This is a genomic window from Lysobacter terrestris, assembly GCF_014489475.1.
Lineage (GTDB): Bacteria > Pseudomonadota > Gammaproteobacteria > Xanthomonadales > Xanthomonadaceae > Agrilutibacter > Agrilutibacter terrestris.
This window is the reverse complement of record NZ_CP060820.1, coordinates 602,540-625,069: the sequence shown is the minus strand read 5'-3', so window position 1 is coordinate 625,069 and position 22,530 is coordinate 602,540. Positions and strand designations below refer to the sequence as shown.

Here is a 22,530-nt window from a genome sequence, read left to right as displayed (position 1 = left end):
GCGCATTCACACTATCCGCCAGCGTATCGAAGCCCGATGACGTCGCTCGTCCTGTACCAGCGCGATGATTGCCACCTCTGCGACCTCGCGCTCGCGGTGCTGGCGCAGGCGCGCGCCCCCGACTTCGACAGCGTTTTCATCGACGGCGACGATGCGCTGGAGGCGCGCTACGGCGAACGGGTGCCGGTGCTGCGCGATGCCGCGTCCGGCGCGGAGCTGGACTGGCCGTTCGGCCCCGAGCAGTTGTGCGCCTGGCTGACGGGTCGGGCCGGTTCCGGCCCGGGGGCGTAGCTGCGGCCACGCCCCGCGGCGGCGATTACTTCGACGGCACCAGGAACACCTTGGTGCTCACCGCGATGTCGTTCGGCAGCAGCGAAGTGTCGGCCCAGTCGCCTTCGCCGACGCCGAAGTCGAGCCGCTTCACCGTCGCCTTGCCGGCGAGCACCGGCTTCGCTCCCGGCGTCCAGGTGAACGTCAGCGTCACCGGCTTGCTCACGCCACGCAGGCTGAGCGTGCCGTCCGCCGCGTACTTGTTGCCGCCCAGCGCGCGGAAGCGGGTCGCGGTGTAGCGCGCCTGCGGGAACTTCGCCGAGTTGAAGAACGCACTGCCGCGCATCTCGCCGTCGTAGTCGCTGTTGCCGGTGCTGGCCGTGGCGAGCGGAATGGTGACGTCCAGCTTCGCCGCCGCGAGCTGCGTCGGATCGAACGACAGCCGGGTGGTGAAGCCGGGGAAGCGGCCAGTGAAGGCTTCGCCCTCGTAGGTGCCGGCGAAGGCGAGCACCGAGCCCGGTGCCTGCGTGTAATCGGCGGCATGGGCGGGCGCGGCGGCCAGCAGCGCGGCGAGCAGCAGGGTCTTAGGCGACATCACGGTGTTCCTCGGTGAGCGGGGGAGTGGGGGACGTGGCGGGCGCGCGCAGCCAGCCGCGCGGCAGCATGCGCGCCAGGGTCGCATCGCGCTGGAAGACGTGGTGGTAGATCGCGGCGGCGGCGTGCACCAGCGCCAGCGCGATCAGGGTCCAGAACAGCCATTCGTGGACCTGTTCGGCGAGTTCGTGCAGCGATTCGCTCTTCGCCGCGATCGGCGGCAGGTTGAACAGTTCGAACCAGCGCAACGGAAAGCCCGCCGCCGAATTGAGCACCCAGCCGCTGAGCGGCATCGCGAACACCAGCGCGTACAGCGCGCCATGGGTGAGCGTGGCGATGCGCTCCTGCCAGTGCGGCGTGCCGGGCACCGGCCGGGGCGCGCCGGCGTACAGGCGCCACAGCAGGCGCAGCGTGATCAGCGCCAGCACGGTGAGCCCGAACGACTTGTGCAGCAGGTAGATCTGGATCTTGTCGGGGCTGTTGCGCATCTCCGTCATCACCAGGCCGACGGTGCCCAGGCCCAGGATCATCAGCACGATCAGCCAATGCAGCAGCTGGCTGACGGAACCCCAGCGGTCGTTCGTGTTCTTCCAGGTCATGGGCGGTCTCGCAGGTGGTGGCACGTACGACTAGAGAGAGGAGGGCGGAGGCGGATCGGATTCGCGCTCCGGCGGGATTTTGTCGGCGTCGGCGGGCGCTGCCTCCGGCGGCGCTTCGCCGGACTCCGCATCGGCGCCTGGACCGCGCTGGCGCACCGCCTCGGCTTCGATCAGCAGCTTGACCTCGTCGCCGATCACCGATGGCCACGCGGTGATGCCGAAGGCCTTGCGGCTCAGCGTCGCCGTGGCCGAAAACCCCGCCGTGCGCCGGAACGGCGGCAGCGGGTGCCGCTTGAGCGCATTGAAGGTCACGTCCATGCATACCGGCCCGGTGACGCCACGCAGGGTCAGCTCGCCGCAGACCCGTGCGTGCTCCGCGTCGACGCCGGTGACGTCACGCGAGACGAAACGGGCGTCGGGATGGCGCTCGCCGTCGAGCAGGTTGGAGGCCAGCACTGCCGCGTTCCACTTCGCATCGCCCAGGTCCAGGCGGGTGATGGGCACCGTAACGTCGAGCCGTGCGCTGCGCCAGTCGTCGCGATCGAAACGGAGCGTGCCGGAACTGCCGGAAATCGCGCCCATGGCGCGCGAGAAGCCGGCGTGTTCGACCAGGAAGACCACCCGCGTGTGCACCGGGTCGATGGCGTAGCTGGCCGGCCCCGCCGCGGCGACCGGCGCGCTCGCGAGGGCTGCAAGTCCTGCTGCGCCGAGCAGGGCCGTGCCGAACCGGGATGGGCGGAACGATAGGCAGAAAGATTGGTAAGACCCGTGTGCCATCGGCGCTCCTCGCATCGTCCGCGATCTTCACATGCGGCGTTTTCAGGGCGCCAGTCTAGGCGCGGCCGCCGGAATCCGGCCCCAACGCCGTGCGACTTGCAGTCCGGCGCGGCTTCGCCGAGCCTAGCGACAGGGGATATCCGGGGGGATATGCATGGCAGCAGCCGGTAAGGCACGGGCGGCGTTGGCCGCTTCGCGCCGGGTACGCACCGCAGGGACGTGGTTGCTGGCCTTGTTCGTCGCCGGGCTGGCGACGTTCGCGCACGCCGGCCTGCCCGAGACGCCGCGCCTGCGGCAATTCACCGTCGCCGACGGCCTGCCGTCCAACCGCATCAACGGCGTGGCCGAGGATCGCGCCGGTTACCTGTGGATCGCCACCAGCGACGGCCTGGTGCGCCACGACGGCGTCGACTTCCGCACCTGGCGGGTGGAGCAGGGCCTGCACGACAACTTCGTCTGGTCGGTGCATGTCGATGCGCGCAATCGCGTGTGGTTCGGCACCCACCAGGCCGGCATCGGCGTGTTCGATGCGCAGCGCGGCCGCTTCAATTACTACAACCGCGGCAACACGCCGGCGATGGCCAGCGACGATGTCTGGTCGGTGGCGTCCACGCGCGACGGCGCGACCTGGTTCGGCACCGCCGACGCCGGCCTCTATCGCATCGCCGCCGATGGCAAGGCGGTCACCCGCTTCATGCCGCGCGCCGGCGATCCGCGCTCGCTGCCGCACGCGAGCGTCGGCCAGCTGGTGGTGGCGCCCGACGGCACGCTGTGGATCGGCACGCAGGGCGGCGCCGCGCGCTGGACCGGCAAGGACTTCCAGCGCGTGCCCACCGACGCCCTGAACTCGCCGGTGGTGAACGGCCTCAGCGCCGACCGCGACGGCACGGTGTGGATCGGCACGCCGGAAGGCGTCAGCGTGCGGCGCCCCGATGGCCGCTATTCGAGGTCGCCGTGGGCCGCGCTGGCCGATGGCGGAAAGGTGCTGCAGGTGCTGCGGCGCGACCGCAGCGGCCTGCACTGGTTCGACATCCCGGCGGGGCTGGGCTTCGAGGGTGACGGCCGCATCGAGCCGGTGCCGCTGTACAGCAGCGTCGCCAACGGCCCGGTGCGTCCGTTGTGGATCGGCGTGCACGAGGACCGCGAAGGCGGCCTGTGGTTTGTCAGCTACAACAGCGGCCTGTGGTACCTGCCGGCGAACTGGCGGCGCTTCTCGGTGCTGTCGCGCCGTCCCGACGCGCCCGAGTCGCCCGCCAACGCGCACGTGCGCGGCATCGCGCCCGCCGGCAACGGCAGCATGTGGCTGGTGGGCACCGGCGGGACCCTCGATCGCCTCGACCCCGAATCCGGCGTGGCGACGCACGTGGCGCGCAACGTCGGCGACGGTTACGTGCTCGCCGGCGTGTTCGAGGACCGGCGCGGGCAGGCGTGGGTGAGCTGGCAGGAAGGCGTGGCGCGCATCGATCCGGCGTCCGGGGGCGTCACGCGCTGGGTCCGCGATTCGGCGGAAGACGCCACCCTGTTCGGCGAGGCACGCTTCGCCCAGACCGACGACGGCACCCTGTGGCTGGCGACCGAGCGCGGCGTGCAGCAGCGCGACGAGGACGGTCGCGTGCTGGCGTCGTTCCCGGCCGGGCAGGGCGGCCTGCCGCACGACTTCTTCATCGAGCAGGTCGGGCGCGGGCCCGATGGCGCGTTGTGGCTGGCCGGCTCGGGCGGCTTGCTGATGTGGAATGCCGGCGCGCGCCGCTTCGAGGCGGTGCCGGGCGGGCCGCCGCGGCACGTGTTCGGTTTCGCCGCCGGCGAGAACGGGCGCATGTGGCTGGCGCGCTTCGGCGCGGTGGAAAGTTATCGCTGGGACGGCGCGCGCCTGGCCGAGGAAGCGGCGATCGATGCGCGCGCCGGCTTTCCCGCGCTCGAGCCCAGCGGCCTGGTCGTCGACCTCACCGGCCGGCTCTGGCTCACCAGCGTGCGCGGACTGATCCGCGTCGATCCCGCCGACCGTTCGGTGCGCATCTTCGGCGTGCACGACGGCTTGCCCGGCCAGGAATTCGCCGACGCGCCGGTGGTACGGCCCGGCGATGGCCGCATCCTCGCCGGCAGCGCCGAAGGGCTGGTCATCTTCGATCCGGCCGCGATGAAGGATCGCGGCGCTGCGCCGCGACTGGTGATCGAATCCATCGACGCGTTGCGCGGCGACGACAAGGTGGCGTTCGCGCCCGACGGCGCAATCGCCATCGCCCACGACGACCGCGACATCCGCTTCGTCGCGCGGTTGCTGTCGTTCAACGACGCGCATTCGCACGCCTACCGTTTCCGCCTCGACGGCTACGACAACAGCTGGGTGCAGACGGGCGGCGCCGGCGAACGCGTGTTCTCGCGCCTGAAGCCGGGGCGCTACCGCCTGCAGGTGCAGGGCCGCGCCGCGGACAACCTGTGGTCGCCGGTGCAGACGGTTGCGTTCGCGGTGCAGCCGCCGTGGTGGCGCACGTGGTGGGCGATGGCGCTGCTCGCCTGCGCGGGCGTGGCACTGCTCGCACTGCTGGCCGATGCCTACCGCACGCGCCTGCGGCGGCGCCATGCCTGGCAGATGGCGCAGCAGAAGCGCGACCTAGCCGAGCAGGCCTCGCACGCCAAGACCCGGTTCCTCGCCACGCTCGGCCACGAGGTGCGCACGCCGATGACCGGGGTGCTGGGCATGAGCGAACTGCTGCTGAGCACGCCGCTCAACCCGCAGCAGCGCGGCTACGTCGGCGCGATCCGCGGCGCCGGCGAGCACCTGCTGCGGCTAGTCAACGACGCGCTCGACCTGGCGCGCATCGAATCGGACCGGCTGGACCTGGCCGACGAACCCTTCGACCTGCATGCATTGATGGAAGAGCTCGCGGCCCTGGTCGGGCCGCTGGCGCGGCAGCGCGGGCTCGCCTTCGCGATGGCGATCGGCGAGGACACGCCGCGCCACCTGCGCGGCGATGCCGCGCGCGTGCGCCAGATCCTGCTCAACCTGCTTGGCAACGCGGTGAAGTTCACCGAGCACGGCAAGGTCACGCTCGCGGTGGCGAAGCGCGCGGAAGAGGGCGTGTGTTTCGAAGTCGCCGATACCGGCCCCGGGCTCAATGCCGAGCAGAAATCGCGGCTGTTCCGCCGCTTCGAACAGGCCGAAGGCGTGCGCACCAGCGCGCGCTACGGCGGCAGCGGCCTCGGGTTGGCGATCAGCCAGGAGCTCGCCGCGGCGATGGGGGGCCGGATCGAGATCGACAGCGCGCCGGGCGAAGGCACGCGCTTCAGCGTCAGCCTGCCATTGGCCGCGGCTGCGGCCGCGACGAGCGCCGCAGGCGGCGTTGCGCCGGAAGCGGGCATGCCCGCCGTGGCGGACGGGCGCCGGAGCCTGTCGCTGCTGCTGGTCGAGGACGACCCGACCGTCGCCGACGTGCTGGTCGGCCTGCTGCGCCTGCAGGGCCACCACGTCGTGCACGTGGCGCATGGCCTGGCCGCGCTGGCCGCGGTCGTCACCACGCCGTTCGACGCGGCGCTGCTCGACCTCGACCTGCCCGGCATGGACGGACTCGCCCTGGCGCGGCAGCTGCGCATCCAGGGCTTCGCGCCGCCGCTAATCGCAGTGACCGCGCGCGCCGATGCCGGCGCGGAGCCGGAGGCACTCGAGGCGGGATTCGATCACTTCATCCGCAAGCCGATGACGCTGGCGATGCTGGCGGCGTTGCTGGAGCGCGCGGTGCCGATGCAGCCGCGCGCGGTGGCGGAGCGGGAAGTGGATCCCTCCCTGCCCGTGGCGTTCTGACCGCGGCGGAGTGGCCGCGGTGAACTGACCCTGGTGCCGCGGTTCAGCGCGCGCTGAGCTCGTGCACCGCGTCGACCAGCACGCCGACATGCTCCGGCTTCATGTCCGGCGACATGCCATGGCCGAGGTTGAACACGTGGCCGTCGCGCGAACCGCCGTTGCCGTCGCGGTAGCTGTCGAGCGCACGGCCGACTTCGCGGCGGATCGCTTCGGGTTCCGCATACAGCGTCACCGGATCAAGGTTGCCCTGCAGCGCGACCTTGCCGCCCGTGCGGCGTGCGGCGTCGCCCAGCTCGATGGTCCAGTCGACGCCGACGGCTTCGGTGCCGCTGTCCGCCAGCTCCGCCACGTACGGCGCATTGCCCTTGCCGAACAGGATCAGCGGCGCGCGATCGGCGCCGGTGCCGCGCGGCAGTTCGCGGGCGATGCGCTGCAGGTAGCGCAGGGAGAATTCGCGGTACATCGACGGCGACAGCACGCCGCCCCAGGTGTCGAACACCTGCAGCGCCTGCGCGCCGGCCGCGTGCTGCGCGGATAGGTAGGCGATAACGGCATCGGTAACGACGTCCAGCAGCTTGTGCATCGCCGCCGGATCGTTGAGCGCGAGCGACTTCACCTTCGAATAGTTGTCGCTGCCGCCGCCTTCGATCATGTAGCAGGCCAGCGTCCACGGCGAACCGGAGAAGCCGATCAGCGGCACCGAGCCATCGAGCTCGCGGCGGATCGTGCGCACCGCGTCCATCACGTAGCGCAGGTCGGTTTCCATGTCCGGCACGCCGAGGCGATCGATGTCGGCGGCAGATCGGATCGGGCGCTCGAACTTCGGGCCCTCGCCGTCGGCGAAGTACAGGCCCAGGCCCATCGCATCGGGCACGGTCAGGATGTCGGAGAACAGGATCGCCGCATCGAGCGGGAAACGTCGCAGCGGCTGCAGGGTGACCTCGCAGGCGAGCTCGGGGTTCTTCGCCATCGCCAGGAAGCTGCCGGCCTGCGCGCGCGTGGCGCGGTACTCCGGCAGGTAGCGACCGGCCTGTCGCATCAGCCACACCGGCGTGCAGTCGACGGGTTCGCGACGCAGCGCGCGGAGGAAGCGGTCGTTCTTGAGGGGGGAGGACAAGGTGTTGCTCTCTCGGAATCTTTGAAGGGAAGCGTTTCGCCGCATCGCTCAGCTTGCCGTTGCCGTCCATGGCGCAACGTGCGGGCTTCGGATCGTCCTGCCCGGCCATCCCTGGCCGGGCGCATGGCGGCGTGAACTGCCGATAGGGCAGTTCACGAAGGCCCCGCCATGCCCTGCGCGAACATCAGCTGGAAGCCGCGCTTGAGCTGCTGGTCGCGCGCATGTTCGAGCGCGGTGAGCGCCGCCGCCTGGTCGAGGAACACTTCGCGGCGCACGGTGCTGCGGCCGCCGATCTGCCCGGTTTCGCGCAACAGCTCCCAGCCGCCGAACAGGTCGGGCTGCAGCATCAGTTGCACGAAGCGCGGCGCTTCGTGGCCTTGCGGGCGTTGTTGCAGGAGCAGGCGCATGGGACGCGCATTGTACCGGTCGGGCGGGCTAGGCCCGCCATCGCGTGCGGGGTTCGGGCGGGTCGGATGTTGCGCGAGTGGCGGGTTGGTCCGTCATCGAGTCCACCCGATGCGTCGTGAGCGGCGGGCCGGGGCCCGCCCTACGCCCGCGCTTCCAGCACGGCCCGCACTGCGTCCTCGGCCACGCCCGCGACCACGCGCGCGCTGCCGGCGCGATCCCACAGCACGAAGCGCAGGCCGTGGGCATCGGCCTTCTTGTCCAGGCGCATGCGCGCGACCAGGGCGCCCGGATCGAGCCCGGGCGGCAGGCCGGTGGGCAGGCCGAGGCGTTGCAGCAGCGCCTGCAGCCGGTCGCCGGCCTCGGCCGGCGCCAGCCCGAGCAGGGTCGACAGGCGCGCGGCCAGGACCATGCCCACGGCCACCGCTTCGCCGTGGTTGAGCGCGTCGCTTCCGCTGCCCGCGTAGCCCTGTTCGGCCTCGATGGCGTGGCCGAAGGTGTGGCCGAAGTTGAGCAGCGCGCGATGGCCGCGCTCGTACGGATCGCGGGCGACCACGTCGGCCTTGAACTCGCACGAGCGGGCGATCGCTTCGGTCAACGCGTGGTCGTCGCGCGCCAGCAGCGCGTCGGCGTGGGCGTCCAGCCAGGCGAGGAACTGTGCGTCGAACACGGCGCCGTACTTGACCACTTCGGCGAGGCCCGCGCGCAGTTCCCGCTCGGGCAGGGTGCGCAGCACGCTGGTGTCGGCGATCACCGCGCGCGGCGGATGGAAGGCACCGACCAGGTTCTTGCCCTGCGGCAGGTCGACGGCGGTCTTGCCGCCGACCGAGGAGTCGACCATCGCCAGCAGGGTGGTCGGCAGCTGCACGCAATCGATGCCGCGCATCCAGCACGCGGCCGCGAAGCCGGCGAGGTCGCCGACCACGCCGCCACCCAGCGCCACCACGGTGGCATCGCGCGTGGCGCCGAGCGCCGCCAGCGCGTCGAGGCATTCGCCGAAGCGGGCGAGGGTCTTCTCCTGCTCGCCGGCCGGCATGACCCAGGTCGACAGCGCCAGCTGCGGCCGGGCCGCGTGCAGCAGGGCGATCGCACGCTGCGCATGCAGCGGCGCGACGTGGCTGTCGCTCACCAGCAGGGCGTGGCGGCCGCGCAGCACCTGGGCCAGGCGCTGGACGTTGTCGGCGCGCGCGGCATCGAGCAGGCCCGGCCCGATGCTGATGGCGTACGGCGCATCGCCGGCCACCTCGACCGTGCGCTGCGCGGGAGGATGCAGGCTCATGCAGCGGCTCCGGTGCGCAGCCAGCGCCGCGCGAGCAGGGTGGCCAGTTCGGCGGCGACGGATTCGGTATCGAGCCGGTCGGTGTCGAACACCAGGTCGGCGACGTCGGCGTACCACGGCGCGCGGGCCGCGGCGAGTTCGCGCAGCACCTGTTCGCGGTCCGGTCGGGCCAGCAGTGGGCGGGCGGTGTCGCCGGCCAGCCGCTCCAGTTGCCGTTCGACGCCGGCATGCAGGTGCACGACGAAGCCGCGTCCGCGCAGCAGTGCGCGGTTGCCGGCGTCGAGCACGCAGCCGCCGCCCGTGGCCAGCACCAGGCCCTCGTCGCGCAGCAGCATCGCCAGCGTCGTGCTTTCGCGCGCGCGGAAGTCGGCCTCGCCCTCGCGCTCGAAAATCTGCGCCACGGTCATGCCCGCCGCGCGTTCGACCTCGCGGTCGGCATCGACCGGGCGCAACCCGAGCGCATCGGCCAGGTGCCGGCCGATCGAGGTTTTCCCGGCGCCCATCGGGCCCACGAGGATCAGGTTGCTGGCGGGGTTCATGCCGCGATTCTAGCCGCCGGCTTAACAAAGCGCGGCGTAGCGTCGGGGCCTTCGTCATGCCCAATCGCCATTGCTTTCCGGCCCCGTGCCGGCCATCCAGGGAGAGTTGCCATGTCCGTAGCCAAGATCATCGAACTCAACGCCGCCTCGAAGACCAGCATGGAAGACGCGGTCAAGGTCGGTCTGAAGAAGTGCGCCGAGTCGGTGAAGGGCATCAAGGGCGCGTGGGTCAACGAGATCAAGGTCGTCACCGACGACAACGGCAACGTGACCGAATGGCGGGTCAACCTGCGGGTGACCTTCGTCGTGCAGTGAACCCGGGCGGCGCGCCGGGGATGACAGCTCCGGCGGTGCCCGCGACAATTGCGGCATGAACGCCTCCCCCCTGCATGCCGAAGCGCTGGCGACTTTCGACCGGCTCTTCGAGGAAGCGCTGGCCGCCGGTGAACCCGACCGCACCGCCATGACCGTCGCCACCGCCGGGCTCGACGCCCGGCCGTCGGCGCGCATCGTGTTGCTCAAGGCGCACGACGCCCGTGGCTTCGTCTTCTACACCCACCTGGACGGCCGCAAGGGCCGCGAGCTGCAGGCCAATCCGCACGCGGCGCTGCTGTTCCACTGGCCACGCCTGCGCAACGGCGTGCAGGTGCGCATCGAAGGTGCGGTGGAGATCGTCGGCGACGCCGAAGCCGATGCGTATTTCGCCTCGCGCCCGCGCGGCAGCCAGCTGGGGGCATGGGCATCGAAGCAGTCCGAGACGCTGGATTCGCGCGATACCTTCGAACAGCGCCTGGCGAACGTCGAAGCGGAATTCGCCGACCGCGACGTGCCGCGTCCGCCGCGCTGGAGCGGCCTGCGGGTGAAGCCGGAGAAGATCGAGTTCTGGTTCGGCGCCGACTTCCGCCTGCACGAACGCTGGCTCTACGAACGCAACCGCGCGGGCGACTGGAACAAGCGGATGCTGTTTCCGTGACACGCGGGCCGCAACGCATCGTCTGCCTCACCGAGGAACCCACCGAGGCCCTCTACGCCCTCGGCGAACAGCACCGCATCGTCGGCATCAGCGGCTTCACCGTGCGCCCGGCGATCGCGCGCAAGGAGAAGCCGAAGGTCAGCGCGTTCACCTCGGCCAAGATCGGCGAGATCCTCAAGTTGCGGCCCGATTTCGTCATCGGCTTTTCCGACATCCAGGCCGACATCGCCGCCGAGCTGATCCGCCACGGCGTGGAGGTGTGGATCAGCAACCATCGCAGCGTCGACGAGATCCTGGATTACATCCGCCGCCTCGGTGCGCTCGTCGGCGCCGCGGACAAGGCCAACGCCTACGCCGACGAACTGCAACGCGGGCTCGCGGTGATCGAGCGCGAAGCCGCCACGCTGCCACGGCGTCCCAAGGTCTATTTCGAAGAGTGGGACGAACCACTGATCACCGGCATCCGCTGGGTCGCCGAACTCGTCCGCATCGCCGGTGGCGACGACATCTTCCCCGAGCGCGCCGCCGAGTCGCTGGCGAAGCAACGCATCCTCGAAGACGGCAGCGAAGTGGTGCGGCGCGCGCCCGACATCGTCCTGGGCTCGTGGTGCGGGAAGAAGTTCCGTCCGGACAGGGTCGCATCGCGTCCGGGCTGGGCGGCGATCCCGGCCGTGCGCGATGGCGAACTGCACGAGATCAAGTCGCCGCTCATCCTCCAGCCGGGCCCCGCGGCGCTGACCGAAGGCGTGGCGGAAATCGCGCGCATCATCCGCGCCTGGGCCGCGAAGCGCTGAACCGGATCGCCGATCCGCCGCGCGACGCCGTCAGCGCGGATAGAACTCGCGGCTGAACTGCATCGTCGAACTGGCACCGCCCTCGCGCACGATCCGGATGTCGAAGCGCAGCGTGTCGGGCAGGCTGGTTTCCACCGTGCCGACGTAATCGAGCAGGCCGTCGCTGCGCAGTTCGCGCAGCACCAGCGTCTGCGTGGTCCCGCCCAACGGCGTGGCGGTGACGGTCACGGTCGCCGGCAGCGCGACCGCTTCCGCATCCGGCCCCTGGCGCACGCCGACCAGCAGCATGATCGTGCGGTCGTCGCGGGCGATGCCGTAACGGCTCGCGACTTCCGGCGCGAGCGCGGAAGTCTGCAGCGCGGTGGCGCGGATGGTGACGTCGCCGATCCGGCTGACTGCTTCCTGCTGCGCGGCCGGCATCGAGGCGGACGGCGCGGGCGGCGGGTTGCCGCCGCCGCAAGCGGCGAGGCACAGCGCAAGGCACGATGCGATCAGGCGCGTTGCGGTCAGGAACGGGTGCACGGCCACCTCAGTCGTTGGCCGCGGACAGCTGGCGCCCGCGTTCGGTTGCGGCGTGGATGGCGCGGGCGACGAGGTCGCGGAAGCCGCCGGCTTCGAAGGTCTCGATCGCCGCCTGCGTGGTGCCACCGGGCGAGGTGACGCGGCGGCGCAGTTCCGATGGCATCTCGTCGTTCTCGATCAGCATGCGCGACGCGCCCAGCAGGGTCTGCTGGATCAGGGTGCGCGCGGCCTCGCTGGGCAGGCCTTCGGCTTCCGCCGCCGCCTGCATCGCTTCGGCGAGCAGGAACACGTAGGCCGGGCCGCTGCCGGATACCGCCGTGACCGCGTCCATCAGCGACTCTTCGCCGATCCACACGTTGCGTCCCGCGGCCTCAAGCAGGTCGGCGGCCAGTGCGCGCTGCGCGGCATCGACGCGCGCATTGGCGAACAGGCCGGTGACGCCCGCGCCGAGCAGCGACGGTGTGTTGGGCATCGCGCGCACCACCGCGAGGTCGCCGCCGAGCCAGCGTTCGAGCTGCGCCGCGGTGATGCCCGCGGCGATCGACACCACCAGCGGGCGAGTGGCCTGCGCGGTCGCGGCCAAGGCCTCGCACACCGCGCGCATCACCTGCGGCTTCACCGCCAGCACCCAGGTCGTGGCTTGCGCGGTCGCGGCCGCGTTGTCGCTGAAGCCATGGATGCCGAAGTCGCGGGTGAGCGCGTCGCGCAGTTCGGCGACGGGTTCGGCGACCCGGATCGTCTGCGCCGGTACCCCGCGGGCCACCAGCCCACCGATCAGGCTGCGGGCCATGTTGCCGCCGCCGATGAAGGCCACGGAGCCGGAGGCGAAGGAATGCGAAGTCATCGGTAGGGTGAACCGTTCGTGGGAAACCGCTGCATCGTAGCCTGCGCGCCGGGAGCCGCGGAATCCGCGGCGCCGGGTCAGGCCTTGCGTGGACGGGCACCGAACAACGCGGTGCCGACACGCACCATCGTCGCGCCTTCGGCGATGGCCACCTCGAGGTCGTCGCTCATGCCCATCGACAGGGTGTCGACCGATGCCTGCGAACCGCGCAGTGCGTCGAACAGTTGCCGTGCCTGGCGGAAGGCCGGCCGGCGATCTTCGACGTCGGCGTGAGGGGTAGGAATCACCATCAGCCCGCGCAGCTGCAGCCGGGGTTGTTCCCCGATGAGGCGGGCGAGCGCCGCGACCTGGTCTGGGCGGCAGCCGTGCTTGCTGGCCTCGTCGTCGACGTTCACCTGGATGAGCACGTTCAGGCATTCACGTTCAGGCGGGCGGTGCCTGTTCAGCGCCAGCGCCAGGCTGTCGCGGTCGACGGTCTGCACCCAATCGAAGCGCTGCGCCGCCTCCTTGGCCTTGTTGGATTGCAGGTGGCCGATCAGGTGCCACTCCAGTCCGAGCGCCTGCAGTGCCGGCTGCTTGGCCGCGGCTTCCTGCACGTAGTTCTCGCCGAAGGCGTGTTGCCCCAGGGTGGCCAGGCCGGCGATGGCCTCGGCGCATTGGGTCTTGCTGACGGCCAGCAGCCGCGGCGATGGCCGTCCTGCGGCGTCGGACGCGTTTTCTATCCGGTGTAGGGTGTCGTGCAGGGCGTGCGTGAGCACGTTCGCAGTTCTCGCTCGGGCCCACAAAGGGGACTGGTTTTAAGGCTGGGGGGGAGGGCTATACTGCCTCGCGGGGTATAACCGTTCCAGCATTCTGCCGGTTCGCTGCATAACCCACATTCCGTTGCCAGTGCAGGGGAGCACGCATGGATATCGCCGAACTTCTGGCGTTTTCGGTCAAGAACAAGGCCTCCGACTTGCATCTGTCGGCCGGTCTCCCGCCGATGATCCGAGTGGACGGCGACGTCCGCCGCATCAACATTCCGGCGCTCGATCACAAGCAGGTCCACGCGCTGGTCTACGACATCATGTCGGACAAGCAGCGGCGCGACTACGAAGAGTTCCTCGAGGTCGACTTCTCCTTCGAGATCCCCGGCCTGGCGCGCTTCCGCGTCAACGCGTTCAACCAGAACCGCGGCGCCGGTGCGGTGTTCCGTACCATTCCGTCGGAAGTGTTGACCCTCGACGACCTGGGCTGCCCGCGCATCTTCAAGGAAATCATCGACCAGCCGCAGGGCCTGATCCTGGTGACCGGCCCGACCGGCTCGGGCAAGTCGACCACGCTGGCGGCGATGATCGACCACATCAACAAGAACGAATACGCGCACATCCTCTCCGTCGAGGACCCGATCGAATTCGTCCACACCTCGCAGAAGTGCCTGATCAACCAGCGCGAGGTACACCGCGACACCCACGGTTTCAACGAGGCGTTGCGCTCGGCCCTGCGTGAGGACCCCGACTACATCCTCGTCGGCGAGTTGCGCGACCTGGAAACCATCCGCCTGGCGCTGACCGCCGCGGAAACCGGCCACCTGGTGTTCGCGACCGTGCACACCTCTTCGGCGGCCAAGACCATCGACCGCATCATCGACGTGTTCCCCGCCGGCGAGAAGCCGATGGTCCGCTCGATGCTGTCCGAATCGCTGCGCGCGGTGATCTCGCAGTCGCTGCTGAAGAAGGTCGGTGGCGGCCGGACCGCGGCGTGGGAAATCATGGTCGGCATCCCGGCCATCCGTAACCTGATCCGCGAGGACAAGATCGCGCAGATGTATTCGGCGATCCAGACCGGCCAGGCCCACGGCATGATGACCCTCGACCAGCACCTGCAGGACCTGGTCAAGCGCGGCCTGATCCTCAAGCCGCAGGCCCGCATGTACGCGAAGGACAAGCGTCTTTTCGACTGAGTCGAAAAGACGCGGGATTCGAGATTCGGGATTAGTAGAAGCCGAGATCTGGGCAGGGAAAGGATCGTGAAGCCACCGCGCTTCTTCGAATCCCGAACCCCGAGCCCCGAATCCCGGCTCCAAAGGAGCCACCCATGAGCAGCATCGACTTCACCTCCTTCCTCAAGCTGATGGCGCACCAGAAGGCGTCGGACCTGTTCATCACCGCCGGCATGCCGCCGTCGATGAAGGTCCACGGCAAGATCTCGCCGATCACGCAGAACCCGCTCACGCCGCAGCAGAGCCGCGACCTCGTCCTCAACGTGATGACGCCGCCGCAGCGCGAGGAATTCGAGAAGACCCACGAGTGCAACTTCGCCATCGGCGTGACCGGCGTCGGCCGCTTCCGCGTGTCGTGCTTCTACCAGCGCAACCAGGTCGGCATGGTCCTGCGCCGCATCGAGACCAAGATCCCGACGGTGGAAGAGCTGAGCCTGCCGCCGATCATCAAGACGCTGGCGATGACCAAGCGAGGCATCATCATCTTCGTCGGCGCGACCGGTACCGGTAAGTCGACCTCGCTGGCGGCGATGATCGGCTACCGCAACATGAATTCGACCGGCCACATCATCACGATCGAGGACCCGATCGAGTTCGTGCACAAGCACGAAGGCTGCATCGTCACCCAGCGCGAGGTCGGCATCGATACCGACAGCTGGGACAACGCGCTGAAGAACACCCTGCGCCAGGCGCCGGACGTGATCATGATCGGCGAGGTGCGTACCCGCGAGGGCATGGACCACGCGATCGCCTTCGCCGAAACCGGCCACCTGGTGCTGTGCACCCTGCACGCGAACAATGCCAACCAGGCGATGGACCGCATCATCAACTTCTTCCCGGAAGACCGCCGCAACCAGCTGCTGATGGACCTCTCGCTCAATCTCAAGGGCGTGGTCGCGCAGCAGCTGATCCCGACGCCGGACGGCAAGGGCCGCCGCGTCGCGATGGAAATCCTGCTCGGCACGCCGCTGGTGCAGGACTACATCCGCGACGGCGAGATCCACAAGCTGAAGGAAGTGATGAAGGAATCCGTGCAGCTGGGCATGAAAACCTTCGACCAGAGCCTGTTCGAGCTGTACCAGGCCGGCGAGATCAGCTACGAGGACGCACTGCGTTACGCCGACTCGCAGAACGAAGTGCGCCTGCGCATCAAGCTGGCCCAGGGCGGCGACGCCAAGACCCTGTCGCAGGGCCTGGACGGCGTGGAAGTGGCCGAAGTGCGCTGACTCAGGCCTCCGTCGGTACAGGGAAAAAGCCGGGGCAAACCCGGCTTTTCCTTTTTGCGTCCAGCAAGTGTCACGCTCAGCGCCGCTTGAAGAACTGGATTTCGCGCTCGTGCTTTTCCGCCGCCGCGCGGGTCGGGAAGGTGCCCAGGTTGCGGCGCTTGCCGGTACGCGGATCCTGCTTGCGCGAATACAGGCGGTAACCACCCGATGGCAGTTTGCGGATCATCGCGTCCTCCGCCAGATAGCAACCCATATCGCGCGTGACCGTGGTGTCAGCAACGCCGCGTTGGGCACCGCGCGCCAATCATCCCGACGGCGCTGAGCGCACCCGTCGCCACGGCGGATCCAGCGTCGCGATGCGCGCGAACACCGGGCAGTCCTCGCGGTGCGTGCCGGGCAGGTAGCCCAGGCTCATCAGGAACTCGTTGGTGATCTCGCCGCCGGTGAAGCGGAACGTCTTCTTGAACAGCTTCACCCAGCCGGCCTTGTCGCGCACCTGGTCGCCGTCGCTGACGTGCGCATCCAGCCAGACGGCGAAACTGCCGTGCGAGCTGCGCAGGCGCTGGATCACCTGCGCGTTGTGGATCGCGGCATCGACTTTCAGGCGGTTGCGGATGATGCCGGCGTCGGCGAGCAACCGCTCCCGGTCGCGCTCGCCGTAGCCGGCGACCGTGTCGACATCGAAACCGCTGTACGCGCGACGGAAGCCGTCACGCTTCTTCAGCATCGTTTCCCAGCTCAGGCCGGCCTGGTTGATTTCCAGGATCAGCCGTTCGAACAGCACGGCCTCGTCGCGGCTGGGGAAGCCGTACTCGCTGTCGTGATAGGGGCCGTGCAGCGGATGGCCCCGGGCAAAGTCGCAATAGCCCGACATGTCACTTCGCGGCAGGCGTGGCGTACTGCGACAGCCCCAGCACGTCCAGGCCCTGCTCGAAACGCACGTCGACCGGGATCTTCGCGTTCTTCAGCTTGGCCAGGTCGGCCGCGAGTTCGGGCTTGATCACGCCGAGGGTGTCGGTCATGCGCTTGGCCTCGGCATAGTCGCCATCGCCCTGCACGGTGAGCAGCTTGGCGCTGAGCGAGTTCATCGCCGCGCGCATCTTGTCGAAATCGACGCGGTAGCGGCCGTTGGCGTCGCGGCTGAAGGCGCCCGCATCGGCGAAGTAGTTGAAGCGCAGCATGTTGGCCTTGCCGTGCGCATCGGCGGCGCCGAAGCGCACCGATCGCAGGATGCCGGCGAGGAAGGTCACGTAGCTGTCCATGATCTTCGCCTTGTCCATTTCGCCCTTGTTGCTGAGTGCGTCGATCATGTACAGGCCGAGGATGTCGGCCTTGCCTTCCTCGAAGCTCGACGAATACTCCTTCAATGCTTCGTCGACCGTGCCCTTGCCGGCGAGCCCGCTTTTATCAAGCACGTGCTTGATGCCCAGGCCGTGCGCGACCTCATGGAACATCGTGTCCTCGAAGAACGCGTCGAAGGTGACGTTCTTGAGCTGGTCTTCGGCGATCAGCTGCTTGGCGATCGGCATCAGGATGGCGTCGAACTTCGCCTTCATCACGTTTTCCAGCTGCAGGCGGCGCGTGCCCTTGGCCAGCTGCACTTCCTCGTCGTTGGGCAGGTTGATGGCGATGGTCTTGGCACCGACGTTGGCGTCGCCGGCGTAGTAGACGGCTTCGTACGCATTCAGGTCGGCCTTGGCGCCGGGCTTCTCCGCCTTGTACTTCGCGTCCACCGGCAGGCCGGCCTGCAGCTCGGGCAGGAAGCCGGCGTAGCGGGCGAGCTTCTGGCTCCATTCCACGTCCTTCACCAGCACCAGCCCTTCGTACGCGGCCTTGTAGCCGAACAGCTGGTCCTCGTAGGTCTCGATCGGACCGATGACGATGTCGACCGGGTTGGTCTTCATGTCCATCCACGCCATGTCGCTGGGGCGGAAGTCGTCGCTCAGCAGCGCGTCGGCGCGCATGCGCAGGTAGTCGGCGAAGCTCTTGTCGCCGCTGAGTTCGGCGGCTTCACGCAGCAGCGCCGCGGTGCGCTCCAGTTCGACCTTGTACTCGACGTGATAGGGCACGGTGATGAGCTTGCCGGCCGCATCGCGGCGCAGCAGGGTGTAATTGGAGGTCTTGTCGGGCAGGGCGGCGGCTTCGAATTCTTCCTTGCTCATGTCGACCGGATAGAACGCGCCGCCCGGCGGCCGCGGCTTGATGCCGTCGATGAAGGGCGTGTCCTCGTTGAGGCGGTCCCAGGGGCCGAAGTTGACGTCCACCAGTTCGCGCGTGGCCGCGTCGGGCGCCTGCGCGAGCAGCGCGGCGCGGTCGCCGTCCCAGCTCTGCCGCCAGGTCAGCGCGTTCATGATGTCGGCGGCCTGCACGAGCTTGGCGATCATGCGCCGCGTGTTTTCGTCCAGGTGCGAGAGGTCGGCCTTGAGCGGCACCACCGCGTAGTCGCCGGCGTGGGCCTGCGCGTAGGTCCCGGCTGCAGGCGCGGCGGTCGCGGGAGTGGCCGTTTCCGCGGATTGCGGCTTGCAGCCGGCCAACGTCAGCGAAAGGCCAGCCAGTGCAGTGAGGCAGCCGAGGACGAGCGGACGAAGGTGCGATGCGGTCATGGCGGTGGCCCGGGGTCGGAAAGCCGCCATCGTACGCCCTGCACGCGCGCTTCCGTCAGCTGGCGCGCAGGGGTGCGCGCGCTAGAATGCCGCCATGCCCGTGATGCCCGAACCCCTGACGAACCAGCTGCTGATCGCGTTGCCGGCGCTGGCGGAAACGAACTTCTCGCGCAGCGTCGCGCTGATCTGCCAGCACGACGACGACGGTGCGATGGGGATCGTGGTCAACCGCCGTTCCGAGTACACGCTGGGCGAAGTGCTGGGGCAGATGGGCGTCGAAGGCGGCGCCGACGCGCTGCTGGCCCAGCCCGTGCTGGCCGGCGGGCCGGTGCACCCCGAGCGCGGCTTCGTCCTGCACGACGGCGGCGCGCGCTGGGATTCCACGCTGGCGATCACCGATTCGCTGTTCCTCACCACCTCGCGCGACATCCTCGAGGCGATGGCGCGCGGTGAAGGCCCGGACAACGCCATCGTCGCGCTGGGTTGCGCGGGGTGGGGCTCGGGCCAGCTCGAACACGAGCTCACCGAGAACGACTGGCTGACCGCACCCGCCGACGCGGAGCTGCTGTTCGCGATGCCGCTGGAAGCGCGCTGGGAAGCCGCGGCAGGCCGCATCGGCGTCGATTTCGCGTACCTGGCCGATTACGCCGGTCACGCATGAGCATCGTGCTCGCATGACCATCCGCAGCGACGGCACCGTGCTCGGCTTCGACGTCGGTGCACGTCGCATCGGCGTCGCCGTCGGCAGCGCCTTCGGTTCCGGCGCGCGTGCGCTGGCGGTGATCGACGTGCACGCACAGGGGCCGGACTGGCCCTCGATCGAACGCCTGTGCCGCGAATGGCGCCCGGACGGTTTCATCGTCGGCGATCCGATGACGCTTGAGGGTGGCGACCAGCCGGCGCGCGTGCGCGCGCATCGCTTCGCCCGCGAACTGGCGACGCGCTTCAAGCTGCCCGTGGTGCTCGTCGACGAACGCGCCAGTTCGATCGAAGCGGCGCAACGCTTCGCCGGCGAGCGCGCCGACGGCCGCAAGCGGCGCCGCGATGCCGAGGCGCTCGATGCCGTCGCCGCCGCGGTGATCGTCGAACGCTGGCTCGCCGCACCGCAGGACGCCACCGAACTTCCCGCCGCCTGACGGCACGTCTTCCATCTACCGAAACCGACGCAATGAAGCATCTGCTCACGCTGGACAACCTGCCGCGCGCCGAACTCGAAACCCTGCTGGACCGCGCCCAGGCCTTCGCCGATGGCGCGCAGGCGCCGACCGCGTTGTCCGGCGTGGCGGTGTGCACGTTGTTCTTCGAACCGTCGACGCGCACGCGCCTGAGCTTCCAGCTTGCCGCGCAGCGCCTGGGCGCGCACGTGCTGAACTTCGACGCCTCGACCTCGTCGACGACGAAGGGCGAGACCGACCTGGATACGTTCAGGACCATCGAGGCGATGGGCGTGCGCGGCTTCGTCGTCCGCCACAAGGTGGACGGCGCCGTCGCCGCGCTGGCGGCCGCGGCGAAGCCGGGCGTCGCCCTGCTCAATGCCGGCGACGGTCGCAGCGCGCATCCGACCCAGGGCCTGCTCGACATGCTGACCCTGCGGCAGGCGAAGGGGACCGATTTCTCGCGGCTCAAGGTGTTGATCGTCGGCGACGTGAAGCATTCGCGCGTCGCCCGCTCCGACCTGCATGCGCTGCGCGCGCTGGGCGCCAGGGAAATCCGCGTGTGTGGACCGGCCTCGCTGCTGCCGGACGACGGCACGCTGCAGGGCTGCACGGTGACGCAGGATTTCGATGCGGCGCTGCAGGGCGTCGATGCGGTGATGATGCTGCGCATCCAGCGCGAGCGCATGGAGGACGGCCTGATTTCGTCCCTGGACGACTATCACCGCGATTTCGGCTTGACCGCTGCGCGCCTGCGCCGTGCAGCACCGGATGCGGTGGTGATGCACCCGGGGCCGATGAACCGCGGCGTCGAGATCAGCGATGAGGTCGCCGATGGTCCGCAGTCGTTGATCCTGCGCCAGGTGGCGAACGGAGTGTCGGTGCGGATGGCGGCGCTGGAAGCGTTGCTCGCGCAACGCTAACGCGGCGCGCCGCGAGGTCGCGCGCGCATCCGGCTCAGTGCCGGAACGCCCACCAGCCCAACGCGGCGCAATTGGCGGCGACGGCCATCCAGAAGCCGACGCGATAGCTCGCCTTGCGCGTCTTGTGGCGCATCACGCGTTGCGCGAGCAGCGCACCGGGCCAGCCGCCCAGCAATTCGAACAGGTGCAGGGTGCTTTCCTGTATCCGCCAGCGGCCGCGCTCGGCGGCGTGCTTGTCGAATGCGTAGGCCATGTAGGCGACGGCGCTGACCAGCGCGATGGCCAGGCCCGCCCACGCGGGGAGCCGGTCCGACTGGATCGCCCAGGCGACAGCGCCGGCAAAGGCGAGGAGCAGCAGGACCGCAAACGCGGTCGGGATTTCGCGCGGCGGCGCACTGGCCCGCTGCTTCGGCGCCGCTCGCGGCGGCTGTGCCGCGCGGCGCACGGATCGCGCGTTCGGTCGGCCATCCTTGCCTTGGCCTGGCGCGAAACGCACGAGTTCGCCCACTTCCGGGCGTCGGCCGGCCTGCTGGTAATCGCGGATATGGAAGAACAGGCGTGCGCCCGGGGCATCAAGCGCGGCGATGAAGCCATAACCCTTGTCGTCGTGCCATTCCAGCACCTTGCCCAACCGCTCCATCGACGCGGTCCTTCCGTCAGCCCAGCAGGATGATCGTCGCCAGTCCCAGGAATGCCAGGAAGCCCATCACGTCGGTGACCGTGGTGAGGATCACGCCACCGGCAAGCGCGGGGTCGAGGTTCATGCGCTTGAGCGTCAGCGGCACCAGCACGCCCGCGCTCGCGGCGAACAACAGGTTGAGCGTCATCGCCGCGCCGATCACCAGGGCGAGCATCGGGTCGCGGAACCACGCCCACGTCGCCAGGCCGACCACGCTGCCCAGCGCGACGCCGTTCATGGCGGCCACGCGCAGCTCCTTCCACAGCAGGGTCTGCACGTTCGACGCGCCGACCTGGCCAAGGGCGAGGCCGCGCACCATCAGCGCGAGCACCTGGGTGCCGGCGTTGCCGCCCATGCCGGCGACGATCGGCATCAGCACGGCGAGCGCGACGATGTGGTCGATGGTGCCCTGGAACTGGCCGACCACGCTCGAAGCGAGGAACGCCGTGCCCAGGTTGATGCCCAGCCAGACGATGCGTCGGCGCCATGCGCGCGGCACCGGCGAGAACAGGTCCTCGTCCTCGTCCAGGCCGGCCGCGCCCAGCGCCTGGTGCTCGGCCTGGTTGCGGATGATGTCGACCACGTCATCGATGGTGATGCGGCCGAGCAGGATGTTGTTGTCGTCGACGACCGGCGCGGAAATCCAGTCGTGGTCGGAGAACTGGCGCGCGACTTCGTCGGCGGATTCCTCCACGCCGATCGCGGGCTGCTCGTCGTCGACCAGCTGGTTGATCGGCGTGTTCGCCTCGTGCGTCAGCAGCGCCTGCAGGGCGATGCGGCCGAGGTACTGGTGGCGGCGGCTGACCACGTACAGGTGGTCGGTGTGCTCGGGCAGTTCGCCGCGCAGGCGCAGGTAGCGCAGCACGACGTCGACGGTGGTGTCGGCGCGCACCGTCACCACGTCGGGATTCATCAGGCGGCCGGCGGTGTCCTCGTCGTAGGACAGCACCTGTTCGAGGCGCTCGCGGTTCTCGCGGTCCATCGACTTGAGGACCTCGTCGATGACCGTGTCCGGCAGGTCCTCGACCAGGTCGGCAAGGTCGTCGATGTCGAGGTCCTCGACCGCGGCCACGATCTCGTCGGGGTCCATCTCCGCCAGCAGGCTCTCGCGCACGTCGTCGCCGACGTGGACCAGCACCTCGCCGTCGTCCTCGGCATCGACCAGCCCCCACACCACCGTGCGCTTGGCCGGCGGCAGCGATTCGAGCAGGTTGCCGATCTCGGCAGGCGAAAGCGTGTTGACCAGCCGGCGTACCGGACCCAGCCGCCCGGAGTCGAGCGCGTCCGACAGCAGGCGCAGCTGGCGCGCGGTCTTGTCGTGGCGGACGGCTTCGGCCATTGCGTGTTTCCGATGGCGAGGTCGGGCCACGAGGGCGCGACGAGGCGTGCTGATCAGCGCGGGGCGTTCATGCCGTCATTATGACGGCGCGGAACGATGCTGCCCACCCCGGC

The 22,530-nt window shown here is 69.5% G+C and carries 25 protein-coding genes; 10 read left to right on the top strand and 15 right to left on the bottom strand.

Annotated elements, in window-relative coordinates; translation table 11 throughout:
* The first annotated feature begins 36 nt into the window (after window positions 1-36).
* Window positions 37-291, top strand: coding sequence for a glutaredoxin family protein (locus H8B22_RS02990; RefSeq protein ID WP_187712644.1), 255 nt, complete (start codon window positions 37-39; stop codon window positions 289-291).
* Between the two features lie 25 nt (window positions 292-316).
* Here H8B22_RS02990 and H8B22_RS02985 read toward each other — a convergent pair whose 3' ends face one another.
* Genes H8B22_RS02985 through H8B22_RS02975 form a run of 3 tightly spaced genes read right to left on the bottom strand, consistent with a single transcriptional unit; the run spans window position 317 to window position 2,240 of the window.
* Window positions 317-865 carry a YceI family protein gene (locus H8B22_RS02985; RefSeq protein WP_187712643.1) on the bottom strand — a complete coding sequence of 183 codons (549 nt, stop codon included), beginning with the start codon at window positions 863-865 and terminating at the stop codon, window positions 317-319.
* Window positions 855-1,463, bottom strand: coding sequence for a cytochrome b (locus tag H8B22_RS02980; protein WP_187712642.1), 609 nt, complete (start codon window positions 1,461-1,463; stop codon window positions 855-857). The genes H8B22_RS02985 and H8B22_RS02980 overlap by 11 nt, the downstream gene beginning before the upstream one ends.
* 30 nt (window positions 1,464-1,493) lie before the next feature.
* Window positions 1,494-2,240: a YceI family protein gene (locus H8B22_RS02975; RefSeq protein ID WP_187712641.1), complete on the bottom strand. Its 747-nt coding sequence runs from the start codon at window positions 2,238-2,240 to the stop codon at window positions 1,494-1,496.
* Between the two features lie 154 nt (window positions 2,241-2,394).
* Here H8B22_RS02975 and H8B22_RS02970 point away from each other — a divergent pair, with 154 nt between their 5' ends.
* Window positions 2,395-6,039, top strand: a complete 3,645-nt coding sequence (locus H8B22_RS02970; RefSeq protein ID WP_187712640.1) for a two-component regulator propeller domain-containing protein — start codon at window positions 2,395-2,397, stop codon at window positions 6,037-6,039.
* A gap of 43 nt (window positions 6,040-6,082) precedes the next feature.
* On the opposite strand, the gene hemE is transcribed toward H8B22_RS02970, so the two are convergent.
* The 4 genes from hemE to H8B22_RS02950 all read right to left on the bottom strand — a co-directional run bounded on the left by hemE (window position 6,083) and on the right by H8B22_RS02950 (window position 9,379).
* Window positions 6,083-7,201 carry a uroporphyrinogen decarboxylase gene (hemE, locus tag H8B22_RS02965; RefSeq protein ID WP_187712639.1) on the bottom strand — a complete coding sequence of 373 codons (1,119 nt, stop codon included), beginning with the start codon at window positions 7,199-7,201 and terminating at the stop codon, window positions 6,083-6,085.
* Between the two features lie 107 nt (window positions 7,202-7,308).
* Complete coding sequence (locus tag H8B22_RS02960) at window positions 7,309-7,563, bottom strand: WGR domain-containing protein (protein WP_187712638.1); 255 nt, start codon at window positions 7,561-7,563, stop codon at window positions 7,309-7,311.
* A 140-nt stretch (window positions 7,564-7,703) separates the two neighbouring features.
* Entirely contained in the window at window positions 7,704-8,834 is a 1,131-nt protein-coding gene (aroB, locus tag H8B22_RS02955; RefSeq protein ID WP_407060837.1) for a 3-dehydroquinate synthase, read from the bottom strand.
* Window positions 8,835-8,836: 2 nt separating this feature from the next.
* Window positions 8,837-9,379, bottom strand: coding sequence for a shikimate kinase (locus tag H8B22_RS02950; protein WP_225876260.1), 543 nt, complete (start codon window positions 9,377-9,379; stop codon window positions 8,837-8,839).
* A gap of 111 nt (window positions 9,380-9,490) precedes the next feature.
* Between H8B22_RS02950 and H8B22_RS02945 the strand changes: the two genes are divergently transcribed.
* Genes H8B22_RS02945 through H8B22_RS02935 form a run of 3 tightly spaced genes read left to right on the top strand, consistent with a single transcriptional unit; the run spans window position 9,491 to window position 11,146 of the window.
* Window positions 9,491-9,694 carry a dodecin family protein gene (locus tag H8B22_RS02945; RefSeq protein ID WP_187712636.1) on the top strand — a complete coding sequence of 68 codons (204 nt, stop codon included), beginning with the start codon at window positions 9,491-9,493 and terminating at the stop codon, window positions 9,692-9,694.
* A 55-nt stretch (window positions 9,695-9,749) separates the two neighbouring features.
* Window positions 9,750-10,352: a pyridoxamine 5'-phosphate oxidase gene (pdxH, locus tag H8B22_RS02940; protein ID WP_187712635.1), complete on the top strand. Its 603-nt coding sequence runs from the start codon at window positions 9,750-9,752 to the stop codon at window positions 10,350-10,352.
* Complete coding sequence (locus H8B22_RS02935; protein WP_187712634.1) at window positions 10,349-11,146, top strand: ABC transporter substrate-binding protein; 798 nt, start codon at window positions 10,349-10,351, stop codon at window positions 11,144-11,146. Before pdxH ends, H8B22_RS02935 begins: the two co-directional genes overlap by 4 nt.
* A gap of 30 nt (window positions 11,147-11,176) precedes the next feature.
* Here H8B22_RS02935 and H8B22_RS02930 read toward each other — a convergent pair whose 3' ends face one another.
* From H8B22_RS02930 to H8B22_RS02920, 3 genes are all read right to left on the bottom strand, one after another.
* Window positions 11,177-11,668: a DUF4426 domain-containing protein gene (locus H8B22_RS02930; RefSeq protein ID WP_187712633.1), complete on the bottom strand. Its 492-nt coding sequence runs from the start codon at window positions 11,666-11,668 to the stop codon at window positions 11,177-11,179.
* A gap of 7 nt (window positions 11,669-11,675) precedes the next feature.
* On the bottom strand, window positions 11,676-12,512 hold the full coding sequence (gene proC, locus H8B22_RS02925; protein ID WP_187712632.1) for a pyrroline-5-carboxylate reductase: 837 nt from the start codon (window positions 12,510-12,512) through the stop codon (window positions 11,676-11,678).
* Window positions 12,513-12,589: 77 nt separating this feature from the next.
* On the bottom strand, window positions 12,590-13,270 hold the full coding sequence (locus tag H8B22_RS02920) for a YggS family pyridoxal phosphate-dependent enzyme (RefSeq protein WP_407060823.1): 681 nt from the start codon (window positions 13,268-13,270) through the stop codon (window positions 12,590-12,592).
* Window positions 13,271-13,416: 146 nt separating this feature from the next.
* Between H8B22_RS02920 and H8B22_RS02915 the strand changes: the two genes are divergently transcribed.
* Together H8B22_RS02915 and H8B22_RS02910 are read left to right on the top strand one after the other, a co-directional pair.
* Window positions 13,417-14,454 (top strand): type IV pilus twitching motility protein PilT, encoded by a 1,038-nt coding sequence (locus H8B22_RS02915; RefSeq protein WP_187712631.1) that lies wholly within the window; start codon window positions 13,417-13,419, stop codon window positions 14,452-14,454.
* A 134-nt stretch (window positions 14,455-14,588) separates the two neighbouring features.
* A complete protein-coding gene (locus H8B22_RS02910; protein ID WP_187712630.1) occupies window positions 14,589-15,719 on the top strand; it encodes a PilT/PilU family type 4a pilus ATPase in 1,131 nt (376 codons plus the stop codon).
* A 76-nt stretch (window positions 15,720-15,795) separates the two neighbouring features.
* Here the strand turns inward: H8B22_RS02910 and H8B22_RS02905 are convergent, their stop codons facing one another.
* From H8B22_RS02905 to H8B22_RS02895, 3 genes are all read right to left on the bottom strand, one after another.
* Entirely contained in the window at window positions 15,796-15,945 is a 150-nt protein-coding gene (locus H8B22_RS02905; protein ID WP_187712629.1) for a hypothetical protein, read from the bottom strand.
* Between the two features lie 78 nt (window positions 15,946-16,023).
* Window positions 16,024-16,593 carry a DNA-3-methyladenine glycosylase I gene (locus H8B22_RS02900; protein ID WP_187712628.1) on the bottom strand — a complete coding sequence of 190 codons (570 nt, stop codon included), beginning with the start codon at window positions 16,591-16,593 and terminating at the stop codon, window positions 16,024-16,026.
* A gap of 1 nt (window position 16,594) precedes the next feature.
* Window positions 16,595-18,322 carry a dipeptidyl-peptidase 3 family protein gene (locus H8B22_RS02895; RefSeq protein WP_187712627.1) on the bottom strand — a complete coding sequence of 576 codons (1,728 nt, stop codon included), beginning with the start codon at window positions 18,320-18,322 and terminating at the stop codon, window positions 16,595-16,597.
* A 94-nt stretch (window positions 18,323-18,416) separates the two neighbouring features.
* Between H8B22_RS02895 and H8B22_RS02890 the strand changes: the two genes are divergently transcribed.
* From H8B22_RS02890 to H8B22_RS02880, 3 genes are read left to right on the top strand one after another with little or no spacing between them, the layout of a single operon-like run.
* Window positions 18,417-18,983, top strand: coding sequence for a YqgE/AlgH family protein (locus tag H8B22_RS02890; RefSeq protein WP_187712626.1), 567 nt, complete (start codon window positions 18,417-18,419; stop codon window positions 18,981-18,983).
* A gap of 13 nt (window positions 18,984-18,996) precedes the next feature.
* Window positions 18,997-19,458, top strand: a complete 462-nt coding sequence (ruvX, locus tag H8B22_RS02885; RefSeq protein ID WP_187712625.1) for a Holliday junction resolvase RuvX — start codon at window positions 18,997-18,999, stop codon at window positions 19,456-19,458.
* 32 nt (window positions 19,459-19,490) lie between these two features.
* Entirely contained in the window at window positions 19,491-20,399 is a 909-nt protein-coding gene (locus H8B22_RS02880) for an aspartate carbamoyltransferase catalytic subunit (protein ID WP_187712624.1), read from the top strand.
* 34 nt (window positions 20,400-20,433) lie between these two features.
* Here H8B22_RS02880 and H8B22_RS02875 read toward each other — a convergent pair whose 3' ends face one another.
* Together H8B22_RS02875 and mgtE are read right to left on the bottom strand one after the other, a co-directional pair.
* Window positions 20,434-21,039 (bottom strand): DUF1294 domain-containing protein, encoded by a 606-nt coding sequence (locus tag H8B22_RS02875; RefSeq protein ID WP_187712623.1) that lies wholly within the window; start codon window positions 21,037-21,039, stop codon window positions 20,434-20,436.
* Between the two features lie 16 nt (window positions 21,040-21,055).
* Window positions 21,056-22,417 (bottom strand): magnesium transporter, encoded by a 1,362-nt coding sequence (gene mgtE, locus H8B22_RS02870; RefSeq protein WP_187712622.1) that lies wholly within the window; start codon window positions 22,415-22,417, stop codon window positions 21,056-21,058.
* Window positions 22,418-22,530 lie beyond the last annotated feature (113 nt).